This is a genomic window from Acinetobacter sp. ACNIH3 (assembly GCF_002918965.1).
In the GTDB taxonomy this organism is placed as follows: Bacteria; Pseudomonadota; Gammaproteobacteria; order Pseudomonadales; family Moraxellaceae; genus Acinetobacter; species Acinetobacter schindleri.
Genome location: NZ_PQLP01000016.1, coordinates 1 through 13,624 on the forward strand (window position 1 = coordinate 1; position 13,624 = coordinate 13,624).

A 13,624-nucleotide genomic window follows, 5' to 3' on the forward strand; every position below is an offset into this window, starting at 1 on the left:
CGACCATAGCAAGAGTGAACCACCTGATCCCTTCCCGAACTCAGAAGTGAAACCTCTTAGCGCTGATGGTAGTGTGGGGTTTCCCATGTGAGAGTAAGTCATCGCCAGCTCATTATTCTAAACACCCTCTGCCAAATGGCAGGGGGTGTTTTTTTATGGCCGAGATTTAATCAAAAGCTTGCAAATATTATTTTTATATAAAGCCACAGCAGAAAATCTGCACACTATATAAATTCATAGTGGTTGTTATCTTCTAGGATGAATTCCCTGTAATCGATTTTAGTAGTGTTTTTTAGCTGATGCTTAAGTGCAGTATCGCTATTAAATACTTCGCTACAGTGCCTAGGAGGACGGGTGAAAGGTGAATAACTTTGTTTACCTACCACCATGGTGGTAATAAAACGTTTTGCGAGCTATCGGTAGATAGACTCAAATGCTTTATATGAAGGGTATTGATATCTACGGTGTATATTTCATAAAGGATGAAAGATTTACATATAAATATTATTTTTAGTTATATGCTGTATGTTTACATAGAAATAAAAAACCAGCTCAAAGCTGGTTTTTTATTAGTTGGATAATTTAAGCAAACACTTTCATAACCTGATCTAGAAGTACCCATAGGATCACAATCGCCACTACAGGCTCTGCAATTTTTGCCCAAGTTGGCGCATTGACTACAACCACATCTTCAACTTCATGTTCTAGGGACTGATTGTTTTGGCTGACCATCTGATTAAACTCCTTCATCGTTGCCTCCAATGATAGCTCTTCTTGTGGCATTGGTTTAGAGCCTTTCAGTTCTAACAGATTATTTGTTGTCCAAACCCAATCATCTGCTTGACCAGAAAGATGCTCGATCTGACCATCTAACAGTTCCTGAATACTGTTCAGATTATGATTGCCGGTATCATGTAGCTGTTTAAGCTCTATTAGCTGAAGTTTGAAAATCTCATAAATATTGGCTTCTTGTACTTCACGAGAAAGGGTAGACTGATTAGATTTAAGTGTACTCAGATGACGGGCAATTTCCTGGATATATAGTTCATCAGGATGATTAATTTCATTATAGATCTTATTCGGATTAAGCTTCCATTCACTAACCAGCTTACCTAAAGTCAGCGCACTGATTTCGGCAATGTATGCACGACGTTCCTGCTTTGGATACTGACTTAGAAGCTCAGGCTTTTGAGTTTCTATCTGTTCAACAAAATATTGTACTAAATCAAAAGCCATTCACTTACTCCGTTCTTATTTAATCTAATAACCTGAGGCTTGGTTTTCTCTTTGGTGTTTCAGGTTCTTCTTCAATGTTTGATTTTAAAGCATCTTCTTCAGTTTGTGTATGCTCATATTCATTTGGATCAAAGAATAGTCCCTGACCATTTTCACGTGCATAGATGCCAAGTACCGCAGCCATTGGTACATAAATATCACGTGATACACCACCGAAACGTGCAGAGAATGTAATCGCGTCATTGCTCATATGTAGCGCATGTACGGCGTGTGGTACGATATTTAGAATGATCTGGCCATCTTTAATAAACTGTTCTGGAACCATGGTATTTGGACGCGTAGCATCAACCAATAGGTATGGTGTCATATTGTTATCACAGATCCATTCATAAATCGCACGAGACATATAAGGACGTGTAGGCGTAAGGTTGAATTCCTGTTCAGACATAATGAATACTCGATTAATTTGATAACTGGGCAGCGTAGCGGTTCTTTTCCTGCAACGTCATTGATTTGATAAAAGCAGGACGGCTGAAGATTCGCTGGCAATACAGATAGAATGGGCGGCATTGCTGTTTAGGTAATTCTACACCCATACTGTGCAAACGGATAAACATCGGCGCAAGCATGCAGTCCAAGATACTGAACTGCTCTGACATGAAATAGGGAAAGTGCTGAAATAGTGGCATCAGTGATACCAGAATATCGCGAAGCTGTTTTTGCGCCTGAGCTTTCGCAGCGGGATCTAAAGAATCCGGGTGTTTGAGCATGATATCGGCCAGTTTAAGCCAGTCATGTTCAAAGCGCCATAGATATTGGCGTTGCTCAGCTCGCGGCATCGGTGCATCGGCATAGAGCTTGTTCTGGCGATAGCGATCATCAATATATTCAGAAATAATCTGGCTAATAAATAATTTCAGATCATTTTCAATCAGCATCGGTAGCTGATTATAAGGATTTAGACTGGCCAAGTCCTCATCGTCACTATCGACCAAGATTAAATGATATTTAATTTGTTTTTCGGTAAGAACGTAGCGAATCCAATGGGAACGAAAGTCATCGGCATGGCTATATAAGGTGATTCCTTGAAGTGGCGCGCTTTCGACTGACATAAATCCTGAGCAAATTTTAGTGAGTAGAATAGGATACTAAAAATCAACCTAAAAAGCACGAAGCATAAAAGACCAATTGGCTTTTGACAGGGTAGATTATAAGAAAAAATGAAAGGAGCAGAACAAGATGATCATGAATTTAGGTTTAATCATAGTGTTTGTGATTATAGGTATAGCCAACTATTATCTGACCAAGTCCTTCTGGTGTCATGAAGGGGTATGGGGTAAAGATGTTCATGAACAATAATATATACAATTCTATTCAATGGTAAATTTAAAGCCATAAAAAAACCCTGGAATAAACCAGGGTTTTTTGTCCGATTCGGTAAACGAATTAACGTTTAGAGAATTGAGGACGTTTACGAGCTTTACGTAAACCAAGTTTCTTACGTTCAACTTCACGAGCATCACGAGTAACGAAACCAGCTTGACGAAGAGCAGGTTTAAGAGTTTCGTCAGCAGCGATCAATGCACGAGTAATACCGTGACGGATAGCGCCTGCTTGACCACCGATACCACCACCAGCAACAGTGATGTAAAGGTCGTATTTGTTAGTTGCTTCAAGAAGTTCTAACGGTTGGTTAACAACCATACGAGCAGTCTCACGACCGAAGTATTGTTCTAAAGAACGGTTGTTAATTACGAGTTTACCAGTACCAGCAGATAGGAAAACACGTGCAGTTGCGGTCTTACGGCGACCTGTACCATAGTTTGTAGCCATGTGCTGTATCCCTTAGATGTCCAAAACTTGTGGCTGTTGAGCTGTGTGAGGATGCTCAGTACCAGCGTACACTTTCATTTTCTTGATCATTGCATAACCAAGAGGACCTTTTGGCAACATGCCTTTAACAGCGCGTTGGAAGATCTCTTCTGGTTTGTGTGCAACTAATTTCTCGAAGTTAGTTTCACGGATACCACCAGGGAAACCAGTATGGCGATAGTATTTCTTATCAAGTGATTTTTTACCAGTCACTTGAACTTGCTCAGCATTAATAACAACGATGTAATCGCCAGTGTCAACGTGAGGAGTATAAGAAGTTTTGTGCTTACCGCGTAAACGACGAGCGATTTCCGTCGCAAGACGGCCTAGAGTTTTGCCAGAAGCATCAACAACGTACCAGTCGTGTTGAACTTCAGCTGGCTTAGCGCTGAGAGTTTTCATTAAACCACTACCTATTATAGTTGGTTTGGACGGTGGAATCTGTCCAAACAAAAGGAGACGAGATTCTAAACGAATACGTGAAGAATCACAAATGAAAATTAAAAATTTCAAGCGCTGTATTTTATATAATCTACGAGCATAAGGGAAGAAAAATTAAGCAGAATGCATAAAAATAACTGGCGAGATTTGTAACGCAGATTTCTCTGAGAATCACAACAGTCCAAAACACTGTACAGATCGCTGCACGCAAGCCTGTTTGAAACAGGCTATACTATTGAAGGCCTTAGTGAATAGAGAAGAAGATGCTGCCTTTATATGTCACCAGTGGTGAACCTGCCGGAATTGGTCCTGATATCTGCTTGAGTCTGGCAAATCGGGTTGATGAGCGTCCGATTGTGGTACTTGCGGATCTGGAAATGTTGGGTCAGCGTGCCCAGCAGTTAAATCTGGCAATAGAGCTGATTGAATATAAGGGACAAGAGTCTTCTTCTGAAGAAGGTCAGCTCTATGTAGAGCATGTACCTTTAAAACAACAAGTGATATTGGGTGAGCTCAATAGCCATAACGCTGCTTATGTATTGGAACAGTTACGTCGTTCAGCTGACTATGCCATGACCGGGAAAAGTGTTGGTGTGGCAACAGCACCAGTGCAAAAGTCAGTCATTAATGATGCCGGAATTCATTTCAGTGGGCATACTGAGTATTATCAGGAATTTGCTGGTGTGCCTCGTGTGGTGATGATGCTGGCAACTAAAACCTTACGTGTCGCTTTAGCAACAACGCATCTTCCGTTACGGGCAGTCGCGGATGCAATTACGCCTGAGCGTCTGCATCAAGTCATTAATATTTTAATTCATGATTTACAATCCAAATTTAAAATCGAACAGCCAAAGATTCTGGTCTGTGGTTTAAATCCGCATGCAGGCGAGGGCGGTTATTTGGGGATGGAAGAGATTGAGGTGATTAATCCGGTACTGGAAAGCTATCGTGCTCAAGGCATCAATATGAGCTTGAGCCTACCTGCTGATACCTTATTTACTCCGGAAAATTTAAAAGATGCCGATGCTGTTTTAGCCATGTATCACGATCAGGGCTTACCTGTGTTAAAATCGCAAGGCTTTGGTGAAGCCATCAATATTACTTTGGGCTTACCGTTTATCCGAACTTCTGTCGATCATGGCACAGCACTCTCCCTCGCAGGTACAGGCCTTGCGAAAAGCTCTAGCTTACATGTCGCTGTGGATTTGGCGCTGGATTTAGCGCGTCAGTGATCTCGTCTTTATTACACGTTGGAAATGTCTATGTATCAGATTAATGCCTTAAACCCGAAAGATGAAGGGCATCACACGCGTAAGCGTTTTGGTCAAAACTTCTTACATGACCAACGTGTCATTGCTAAAATTGTCCGTTCAGTCAATCCGCGTGCGGGTGAAAATATTGTTGAAATTGGTCCGGGTCTAGCCGCTTTAACTTCACCTTTAATTGGTGAATGTGATGCTTTAACAGTCATCGAACTTGACCGGGATTTGGCAGCTGGCTTGCCGGGTCGTGTTCCGCATCCTGAGCGTTTAACGATTGTTGAAACAGATGCATTGAAGTACGACTTCACCAATTTATTTGAAGAAGGTCGTCCATTACGTGTAGTGGGTAATCTGCCATATAACATTTCGACACCCTTATTGTTCCATCTTCTGGAATTCGGTGACAAAGTTAAAGACATGCACTTCATGCTGCAAAAAGAAGTGGTGGATCGTATTACCGCTTCACCGAATACTAAAGAATATGGCCGTTTGTCGGTGATGATTCAGTATTACTGCAAACCGACATTCTTGTTTGAAGTGCCACCAGGTTCGTTTAATCCACCACCAAAAGTAACTTCTGCGGTATTCCGTCTAGAACCCTATGACGTAAAACCGATCGTGGCGAAGAATGAAAAAGCCTTGGCACGTCTGGTATCCCACGTATTTACCCAGCGTCGTAAAACTTTGCGTAATAGCTTAAAAGGCATGCTGGTTGAAGATGGTTTTGAAAAGGCAGGTGTAGATCCGATGGCGCGTCCAGAGACCCTGACACTTGCTCAATTTGTGGCTTTATCTGATCAAATGGTAGCTTAAAAAGAATGACTCGCACTGTTCGATACAATTATGTGATTGGTGATGTGCAAGGCTGTTTTGAGGCCTTGAAGGCATTGCTGAAAGAAATCCGCTTTGATCCGGATCAGGATTTTATCTGGTTTGCGGGTGACTTAGTCGCTCGGGGTGAAAACTCGCTGGGCGCGTTGCGCTTCATTAAAAAGTTGGTCGATAATGGTGTCGCTGCAACAGTGCTGGGCAACCATGATTTGACTTTATTGGCTTATGCACGCGGCATTAAGCCGATTAAAGACAAGGACAATGTCCGTGATGTGATTGATGCCATTGACAGTGATGATCTGATTGACTGGCTGCGGAAACAGCCTATGTGTCTGTTCCCGAATGAACAGACAGTGCTCACGCATGCCGGTATTCCTAAACTTTGGGATGTTGCCAAGACTGCTGAGTTAGCTAAAGAAGTAGAAGTAGTCATAGGTCATGATGATTTTGAAGTCATGGATGCGTTCCTGAGCGATATGTTTGGTAAAGAGCCAGCACTCTGGTCAGATGAGTTAGAGGGTCATGAGCGTATACGTTGTATCGTGAATTACCTGACGCGGATGCGTTTAACCGATATAGAAGGACGTTTAGAATACAGTTTTAAAGACTCTCTAAATGATCCAATGCCGGAAGGCTTTCAGCCCTGGTTTGACTTTGAATCCAAAGCGGCCAAAACCCATCAAATTATCTTTGGACATTGGGCTGGATTACAAGGGAAAACCATTACGCCACAGATTCAGAATGTAGATGGCGGGTGTGTTTGGGGAAATCAGCTGATTGCGTATCGATTGGAAGATAAAGAATTATTTAAGGTTGATAATCCGGTCATGTCATCCTCAAGCTAAGCCATAATAAAAAAGCCACATGATGTGGCTTTTTTATTTACAGGGCCTTAATCCAGTCTGATCCAGGTTTGGCTGCGACCTAATGCGGATACTCCCATATAGCCACGTAAGGTCAGACGTTTACCAGTGGCATTCAGGCGAGCTTTGGCATCATAAATTTTTCCGGTCAGCGGATCGATGATCCGACCCTTATCATAGTTATTGGCTTTACCTACTTGTTTTAAGCCGGTAAGTAAGTCCATGCCTAAGATCGGTTGATTGGTATACGGAGCCGGGCAGTTGTTACAGCTTTTTTGTGGGGTATAACCAGGGCGAGGCGTTACTTTAACGATTTTACCTACGTAAGTACCGTTATTTTCTTGACGAATTTCAATAATGGCTTTAGGGGAGCCAGTTTTATCATCAATTTGTTGCCAAGTGCCGGTTAAATCCTGTGCAAAAGCTGACACAGTCATACATGCACCCATTAGCATCATTGCGATTTTAGATTTTTTCATATTAATCATCCCCATGTGGTTTGTTACAGACAGTCACTAGTTATTTTTTGATCAGTCTGCACTAAGAATTCAGTTGTGTTTAAGTCCCATGACCGAAACTTGAGTATGGTCATATAAATTTAAGGGATTACCATCGACAGCGACCTGATTAATCAGGTCATGAATATGTATATCGGATGCTGATTGCAGCGTAGCGTTTCCAGCATGATGTAATGCAGTGAATTTCAATTTATTGAAGGCTTCTGGCTCCAGTATTTCAAATAAGTACTGAGTGGAGGGCAAATGATCAGCACCTTGTTTTATTGGCTTATTACCAAAAAGTGGGTGGGATAACGAGGTGCCTAAATTTCTAGATAAGCCACCTCTATTATACTTCGCCGATTTAATCAGGACCATGGCCGGATCTGTCTTGTCATGCATCTGCTGCCAGCTGCTTATCCAATTCTCTCCACAAGAAATTGGGTTTAAAGCAACACCAGATGTCCTGAAAACACTCATTGTTTTCATTCAATTTCCTTGTATTTCAAAATCAAATATCCATTTGATTTGCTTCACTCTTGCTGTATATGAAGTTTTAATACACAAAGATTAAAAAAATCTATATGTTTATTATTCATACAACCTTATATAAAAAAATGCAAGTTGAATATAGGCAGAGATTCATACTTAAGTCTTAAAGATTATAACAATATTCTTGTTAGTGGAAACGTGATTTTTAACCCATATTGAATTATGTATAGGAAAATGAGAGAGAAATATTTAAAATAACTGACCAAAGAGACAGCGTGTAGCCAAGTTGAAAATAGGGGAATTTAGTAATATTAAAACGCTTGAAAAGATTATAAATATATAAAATTACTAAGTTAAAATCTGTCATTTAGGTCAATTTTATTACTGGTATGAAACTTAAATGAATTTATGAAGTGACTAAATTGTCATTAGAATTTAATAATTCATATTTTTATCTAAATCGATATAAGAATAAAATGACTATATAAAATAGATATAGTCATCCAGAAATGACGATGTGGTCAGATTAAAGATTCTGAAGATATAGAATAAAAGTCGGTAGCCAGAGGGCCGTAAAGACAGCATTCACTGCCATACCAAATGCTGCGTATCGACCTGCAACACTACCACGCTGCCAGGCTTGCGCTGTGCCAATCGCATGAGCGGCAAGGCCCAGTGCAAGACCAGAAGCACGTTCGTCATTGATATGACGCAGAATGAGGGGGGAAAACGCAGCCCCAATGACACCAGACAAAATTACAATCAGAATCACCAGGCTAATTGGTGCATCCAGTAAAGTTGCGATATTAATCGCAATTGGGGTAGTAACTGCACGAGTGGCAAAGGCCATGATATCACCGGCTGCCATATGTAACAGATAAGCGAGTCCCATGGGCAGGGCAACTGCACTGATACTGGCGAAGATCAGAATTCCAATCACACCTTTTAATGGTAGGTCATCATAGCGCATCGCTGCCAGAGGAATTGCCAAGGCCACCGTAACATAGCCTAAAAGACGGTTAAACAAGGGATTGGTGTCTTCCGTATAATGTTCATAAGGAACACCCAGTACAAACAGAATAGCCAGCACGAAGAACATGCCAAAGACAATGACCGGAATTTTAGGAATCACACGGTTACATGGTTTTGCCGCAAGATAGGCCGCCAGCGTGATCAGGAAACCATAGAGTACAGATAACATAATGATCTCCTAAAGCCAGCGCTTGGCCATTTTTGCATAGACCCATAATGGAATGAGCGTACTAACAAACAGAATTAGCAGAAAGGCTGGAATTTTATGTCCCATATGCACCAGCATCATCAATGAGCCGGCGCTGACAGGTAAAAATGCAAAGGCACTTTCTTTCATAATCTTGTTATTGGTATCTACCAGTCGGGCAGGAATTTTGCTCCAGCGACGCCAGCTAAACAGGACGATGAGCAGGCTGATCAAACCAACCAGATTGCCTAACTCAGGGTGCTCTAGCTGGGTCATGATCCATACTGCTGCTTCCCGAAAGACAATAATTAGAAGCAGCGTGCCGATCCATGCTGGCCAATCTATATGCTTAATCCAGTTCATTTTAGAGTCTATTTAATTTGATTTATCGAGTTTTAGTCGATCTTACGCGGTATTTCAAATTCTTCAAGTGGCCGTTGAAACTGAACTGCTTGCTCACCCAAAATATCTTCTAGGGATAGATGTGCCTGCCGGATGATCTGTGCCAGTTTCTGTGGAGCAATACTGACCTGCAAATGCAGCTGACCTTGCTCATCATAATGCTCGGACTGAATCACGTTCAGATCATAAAGTTGATTACGCAGTTTGCCATGTGCAGGCTGTAACTTAAGTTCAAACTTTTGCAGTTCTCCCATCAACGCTTCATGTACCGCCTTACGTAGCAGGTCAATCCCTTCTCCAGTGTGAGCAGACACATACACCCGTTCTGGCTGATTAGGTCTGTGATAGATAATCTTGGCTTCTTCACCGCTTTGATCAATTTTATTATAAACACGAAGTACTGGAACATTAGCCCCAATTTCCTTGAGCACACTTTCTACTGCATCAATCTGTTCCAGAATTTCCGGACTGCTGGAGTCAATCACGTGCAGCAACAGGGTGGCTTCTAAGGTTTCTTCCAAAGTCGCTTTAAAAGATTCTACCAGTGAGTGAGATAGGTTACGCACGAATCCTACCGTATCTGCCAGTACTACAGTGCCAATGCCTTCCCAGTCCAGACGGCGCAAGGTTGGATCTAGAGTGGCAAACAGCTGGTCAGCGGCATAGACATCGCTATCTGCAAGAATATTAAACAGGGTAGATTTACCGGCGTTGGTATAACCAACCAGAGAAATGGTAGGTACAGCAGCTTTCTGACGGGCTACACGACCTTGCATCCGAGTTTGACGGACTTTATCCAGTCGGGCTTTGAGTTGCCCCATCCGTACACGCAGCAAACGTCGGTCAGTTTCTAACAAAGTTTCACCAGGACCACGTAAACCAATCCCCCCTTTCTGGCTATCCAGATTGCCACGACTACGAATCAGGCGAGAAGAAAGATGCTGTAACTGGGCCAGTTCGACCTGTAATTTACCTTCATAAGTACGGGCGCGCAGCGCGAAAATATCCAGAATGAGTTCAGTACGGTCGACCACCCGGCATTTAACAACGCGTTCAAGGTTACGTGCCTGGGCAGGGGTCAGGGTATGATCAAAAATCACCAGATCAGCTTCAAGAGCTTCAACTTTTTCTGCAATTTCCTCAGCCTTGCCGGAGCCGATAAAATATTTAGGATCGGGTCTTAAACGCTGAGCATACATATGCTCAAGAATTTCTGCCCCTGCTGAACTGGCCAACAGGTGAAATTCTTCTGCATCCAGATCTTCCAGCATCTGCACGGTCACACTGACCAGAATGACACGATCTTTGGCACGATGCTGTTCAAAATGTTCCACTCAGTCCACACTCTACTTAAAAACTTTTTTAATAGAATTCATTTTAGTGGAAAAAGACAGGGACAGATAGCATTGCTCTGTGAGTTTTGGGTTAGAGTGCAGCAACAAAAAGTTGAGCAAGGCCGACTAAAACAGCCGCATAGAATGCGGTTGCCACAAAAATGTATTTCAGTGCTTGTGTGGGTTGAAGGGTTTCAACCGTAACCTTTGGATCTTGCTGCATGCTAAAACTCCATAATTTGCTCATTCAATGGAAATATAATAATTCATCGTATAATTGAATAAAAATTGCAAAATTTAATCCGTCTGAACGGTTTTTATAATCAATGCATGTTCAGAATGAACAGTATAGAATAGTAAAGATACGTGAAGATGATGACCTGAATCGACCTGGAAATAGTGATCCTTGTATGCACTCGACTATAAATAATGAAACATCTGAAATTCGTGGTTTAGCAAAATTTTTGCTCTATAGCAGAAAAATGTTTGCCTCTGTCGCAGCAGTGAGTGAAGGGTTCTATCTGGTTTACCGACACGGTTTATACAAGAATCCGAATAACCCACATAACACGCGATATGTGCAGTATTTCTGTCGTCAGTTATGCAAGGTATTTAATATTGAAGTGCAGGTACATGGCACTATTCCACGAGAACCCGCCCTTTGGGTAAGTAATCATGTGTCCTGGCTGGATATTGCAGTACTCGGTTCTAGTGCACGGGTATTTTTCCTGGCTAAAGCCGAGATTGAACAGTGGCCGCTGCTTGGCAAACTGGCGAAGGGCGGGGGAACTTTATTTATCAAGCGTGGGTCGGGAGATTCAGTCCGGATCCGTGAGCAGATTACCGGATTTTTAAAACAGGACATTCCAGTGCTGTTTTTCCCTGAAGCCACCACTTCAGATGGACGTGCAATTAAGAAGGTCCATGGCAGGATTCTGGGGGCGGCGATTGAAGCAAAGCGCCCGGTACAGATTTGCCTGATTTGTTATGTCAATCAGCAGGGGGAGCTAGATACGGTCGCGCCTTTTATTGGTCAGGTCGGTTTCGCTGAGCATGTACGTAAAGTGTTAGAGATGCCAAATGTCACGGCACACTTAATGGCATTACCGGGCATTTCTACAGAAGGTCATACGGTGGATACGCTGACGCCGTTGGTGCAGGAAAAGATGAATGAAGGTCTGAAGTATTTACAGAATAAAGTCCTGAAAACACCCTTGGAAGTTACTGCATCAGTTTCATAGGTAAAATAAACAGAATCATTTTCCAAAAAACTAAAATGAGCGTTTATTGGCGCTCATTTTTTTTATATGTAGCATTCAGTAGTTTGTTGTTTTAACCGGTGTGATCCAGACGTGAACCTAGGGTTTCAAGATGCATCGGGAAAACATTATTTTTACGGTCTTCAAAATAATGACGTAAGGTTCTTTCTACACTCGGGAATGCCAGCTCTGCCCAAGGAATATCCGCTTCGTCAAACAGGCGTGATTCAATGGTTTCTTCACCAGCACCAAATTTGCCTTCCACCAGTTGAGTTTTAAACAGCACATAAATCTGACCGATCCGTGGAATATTGTACATGCAGTACAGCTGTTCGATTTCCACTTCAGCTTCGGCTTCTTCACGGGTTTCACGTGCTGCCCCTTGTTCCATGGTCTCAAACAGCTCCATATAGCCGGCAGGTAAGGTCCACAGGCCATAACGGGGTTCAATCGCGCGTCGGCATAGCAGTACTTTGTCTTCCCAGACCACTAGGGATCCGCAAATAATCTTTGGATTAATATAATGAATAAAACCACAGGAGCTGCAGACATGACGAAGTTTTTGATCACCTAAAGGTATTTTTTCAGTTGTCTTATGTCCACAGGCCGTACAGAAGTTCATATTCATCATCAATGACAAAAAGTAGACTCAGGATAACTGAAAAATTGAAATTTGGCATCAATTCTATCCTCAGGAATCAAAAATCAGCTATGATGAAATCATAATGAGAATGAGGAAGGCGTGGATGGATGAACGCGATTTAACACACAGATTACAGCAACGTTTGCGCTTTTCCAGGCGGATTCAGCCAGCGCATGCTGCCGTGTTAATTGCGATTACGGATGAGTCGAATCCCAAGGTCTTACTCACCCGCCGTTCGGCTTATCTGTCCAATCATGCCGGTGAGGTTTCTTTTCCGGGTGGTAAGCGTGATCCGCAGGACACCAGCAATATCGTCGTAGCGCTACGCGAAGCCTATGAGGAAACCGCACTAAATCCTTTTGATGTGCAGCTCATTGGTGATCTGCCCATGCAAAAGGCACGAAATGGCATGCTGGTAAAACCGATTGTCGGACTGATTCCACCAAAAGTTCAGTTGGTTCCACAGCCCACTGAAATTGACCGGATTTTCTTTGCCTCACTGCGGCATTTACTTGAAGCCAAACCCACACCTTATGAAGTACGCTTTGCCCAGCAGTCTTTATATTTCCCGAGTATGCGCGTGGAAAATGAAGTGGTCTGGGGGCTGACTGCGCGTATGCTGATTTCTTTATTTCAGTATGGCCTCGACTATAAAAAAGACTGGCCATTCTTACTTAATTCACCAGCTTTTAAACGATCAAAATTCTTTCAGGACTGAAGAGGATATTCAGGCATGTTGTACAAATTTCAGGGACATTCTCCAAAAGCGCTGCAACAACCATGGGATGGTTGGGTCGCACCCACAGCGACCGTGATTGGTCAGGTTGAATTGGGCAAACAGGTCAGTATCTGGTTTGGCGCCGTGGTGCGTGGTGATAACAGCAAAATCCATCTTGGGGACTATACCAATGTACAGGAAAATGCCGTACTGCATACTGATGCGGGGATTGAAATGCATATTGGTGATTATGTGACGATTGGTCACCAAGCCATGCTGCATGGCTGTACCATTGGTGATAATAGCCTGATCGGGATTCAGGCTGTAATTCTCAATAATGCCGTGATTGGTAAAAACTGTATCATTGGCGCGAATGCGCTGATTCCGGAAGGCAAAGTGATTCCGGACAATTCTGTGGTGATGGGATCGCCGGGCAAGGTGATAAAAACCCTAGATGAAGATACTGTACAAAAGCTGAAAATGAGCGCACTGCATTATGCCAACCATTTTCAGAAGTTCCAGCAACTGGAACAGGTTGAGCTTTAAGCAACTCTT

Annotated in this window: 18 protein-coding genes and 1 rRNA gene; 7 read left to right on the plus strand and 12 right to left on the minus strand. The window is 42.6% G+C overall.

Going from position 1 to position 13,624, the window contains the following annotated elements:
- Positions 1–110: ribosomal RNA gene (gene rrf / locus C3420_RS08415) — 5S ribosomal RNA — on the plus strand; the annotation flags it as partial.
- A gap of 472 nt (positions 111–582) precedes the next feature.
- On the opposite strand, the gene C3420_RS08420 is transcribed toward rrf, so the two are convergent.
- The 5 genes from C3420_RS08420 to rplM form a co-directional block, all read right to left on the minus strand.
- Complete coding sequence (locus C3420_RS08420) at positions 583–1,236, minus strand: hypothetical protein (RefSeq protein WP_103800250.1); 654 nt, start codon at positions 1,234–1,236, stop codon at positions 583–585.
- 19 nt (positions 1,237–1,255) lie between these two features.
- Complete coding sequence (locus C3420_RS08425; RefSeq protein ID WP_103800249.1) at positions 1,256–1,684, minus strand: ClpXP protease specificity-enhancing factor; 429 nt, start codon at positions 1,682–1,684, stop codon at positions 1,256–1,258.
- Between the two features lie 13 nt (positions 1,685–1,697).
- Entirely contained in the window at positions 1,698–2,348 is a 651-nt protein-coding gene (locus C3420_RS08430; protein ID WP_004811304.1) for a glutathione S-transferase N-terminal domain-containing protein, read from the minus strand.
- Between the two features lie 334 nt (positions 2,349–2,682).
- Positions 2,683–3,069 (minus strand): 30S ribosomal protein S9, encoded by a 387-nt coding sequence (gene rpsI / locus C3420_RS08435; RefSeq protein WP_004811301.1) that lies wholly within the window; start codon positions 3,067–3,069, stop codon positions 2,683–2,685.
- Positions 3,070–3,081: 12 nt separating this feature from the next.
- A complete protein-coding gene (rplM, locus tag C3420_RS08440) occupies positions 3,082–3,510 on the minus strand; it encodes a 50S ribosomal protein L13 (RefSeq protein WP_004811299.1) in 429 nt (142 codons plus the stop codon).
- Between the two features lie 302 nt (positions 3,511–3,812).
- On the opposite strand from rplM, the gene pdxA reads away from it, so the two are divergent.
- The 3 genes from pdxA to C3420_RS08455 are packed head-to-tail and all read left to right on the plus strand — an operon-like array spanning position 3,813 to position 6,487.
- Positions 3,813–4,781 carry a 4-hydroxythreonine-4-phosphate dehydrogenase PdxA gene (gene pdxA, locus C3420_RS08445; RefSeq protein ID WP_103800248.1) on the plus strand — a complete coding sequence of 323 codons (969 nt, stop codon included), beginning with the start codon at positions 3,813–3,815 and terminating at the stop codon, positions 4,779–4,781.
- Positions 4,782–4,811: 30 nt separating this feature from the next.
- Entirely contained in the window at positions 4,812–5,624 is an 813-nt protein-coding gene (rsmA, locus tag C3420_RS08450; RefSeq protein ID WP_103800247.1) for a 16S rRNA (adenine(1518)-N(6)/adenine(1519)-N(6))-dimethyltransferase RsmA, read from the plus strand.
- A 5-nt stretch (positions 5,625–5,629) separates the two neighbouring features.
- Positions 5,630–6,487 (plus strand): symmetrical bis(5'-nucleosyl)-tetraphosphatase, encoded by an 858-nt coding sequence (locus tag C3420_RS08455; RefSeq protein WP_103800246.1) that lies wholly within the window; start codon positions 5,630–5,632, stop codon positions 6,485–6,487.
- A 47-nt stretch (positions 6,488–6,534) separates the two neighbouring features.
- Here C3420_RS08455 and C3420_RS08460 read toward each other — a convergent pair whose 3' ends face one another.
- From C3420_RS08460 to C3420_RS17800, 6 genes are all read right to left on the minus strand, one after another.
- On the minus strand, positions 6,535–6,984 hold the full coding sequence (locus C3420_RS08460; RefSeq protein WP_048881122.1) for a DUF2147 domain-containing protein: 450 nt from the start codon (positions 6,982–6,984) through the stop codon (positions 6,535–6,537).
- Positions 6,985–7,053: 69 nt separating this feature from the next.
- The gene (locus C3420_RS08465) at positions 7,054–7,491 is read right to left on the minus strand and encodes a hypothetical protein (RefSeq protein WP_103800245.1); all 438 of its coding nucleotides are present in this window, start codon (positions 7,489–7,491) and stop codon (positions 7,054–7,056) included.
- A gap of 529 nt (positions 7,492–8,020) precedes the next feature.
- Positions 8,021–8,695 carry an LrgB family protein gene (locus C3420_RS08470; RefSeq protein ID WP_071320881.1) on the minus strand — a complete coding sequence of 225 codons (675 nt, stop codon included), beginning with the start codon at positions 8,693–8,695 and terminating at the stop codon, positions 8,021–8,023.
- A gap of 9 nt (positions 8,696–8,704) precedes the next feature.
- Positions 8,705–9,076 carry a hypothetical protein gene (locus tag C3420_RS08475; protein WP_004811284.1) on the minus strand — a complete coding sequence of 124 codons (372 nt, stop codon included), beginning with the start codon at positions 9,074–9,076 and terminating at the stop codon, positions 8,705–8,707.
- Between the two features lie 32 nt (positions 9,077–9,108).
- Positions 9,109–10,449, minus strand: a complete 1,341-nt coding sequence (gene hflX, locus C3420_RS08480) for a ribosome rescue GTPase HflX (protein ID WP_103800244.1) — start codon at positions 10,447–10,449, stop codon at positions 9,109–9,111.
- A 91-nt stretch (positions 10,450–10,540) separates the two neighbouring features.
- Positions 10,541–10,672 carry a hypothetical protein gene (locus C3420_RS17800; RefSeq protein WP_260396356.1) on the minus strand — a complete coding sequence of 44 codons (132 nt, stop codon included), beginning with the start codon at positions 10,670–10,672 and terminating at the stop codon, positions 10,541–10,543.
- A 187-nt stretch (positions 10,673–10,859) separates the two neighbouring features.
- Between C3420_RS17800 and C3420_RS08485 the strand changes: the two genes are divergently transcribed.
- A complete protein-coding gene (locus tag C3420_RS08485) occupies positions 10,860–11,690 on the plus strand; it encodes a lysophospholipid acyltransferase family protein (RefSeq protein WP_103800243.1) in 831 nt (276 codons plus the stop codon).
- A gap of 91 nt (positions 11,691–11,781) precedes the next feature.
- Here C3420_RS08485 and C3420_RS08490 read toward each other — a convergent pair whose 3' ends face one another.
- Positions 11,782–12,330, minus strand: coding sequence for an NUDIX hydrolase (locus C3420_RS08490; protein WP_103800242.1), 549 nt, complete (start codon positions 12,328–12,330; stop codon positions 11,782–11,784).
- Positions 12,331–12,454: 124 nt separating this feature from the next.
- Here C3420_RS08490 and C3420_RS08495 point away from each other — a divergent pair, with 124 nt between their 5' ends.
- Both C3420_RS08495 and C3420_RS08500 read left to right on the plus strand, forming a co-directional pair.
- Positions 12,455–13,069, plus strand: a complete 615-nt coding sequence (locus tag C3420_RS08495; RefSeq protein ID WP_004893234.1) for an NUDIX hydrolase — start codon at positions 12,455–12,457, stop codon at positions 13,067–13,069.
- Between the two features lie 15 nt (positions 13,070–13,084).
- Positions 13,085–13,615, plus strand: coding sequence for a gamma carbonic anhydrase family protein (locus C3420_RS08500; protein WP_103800241.1), 531 nt, complete (start codon positions 13,085–13,087; stop codon positions 13,613–13,615).
- Positions 13,616–13,624 lie beyond the last annotated feature (9 nt).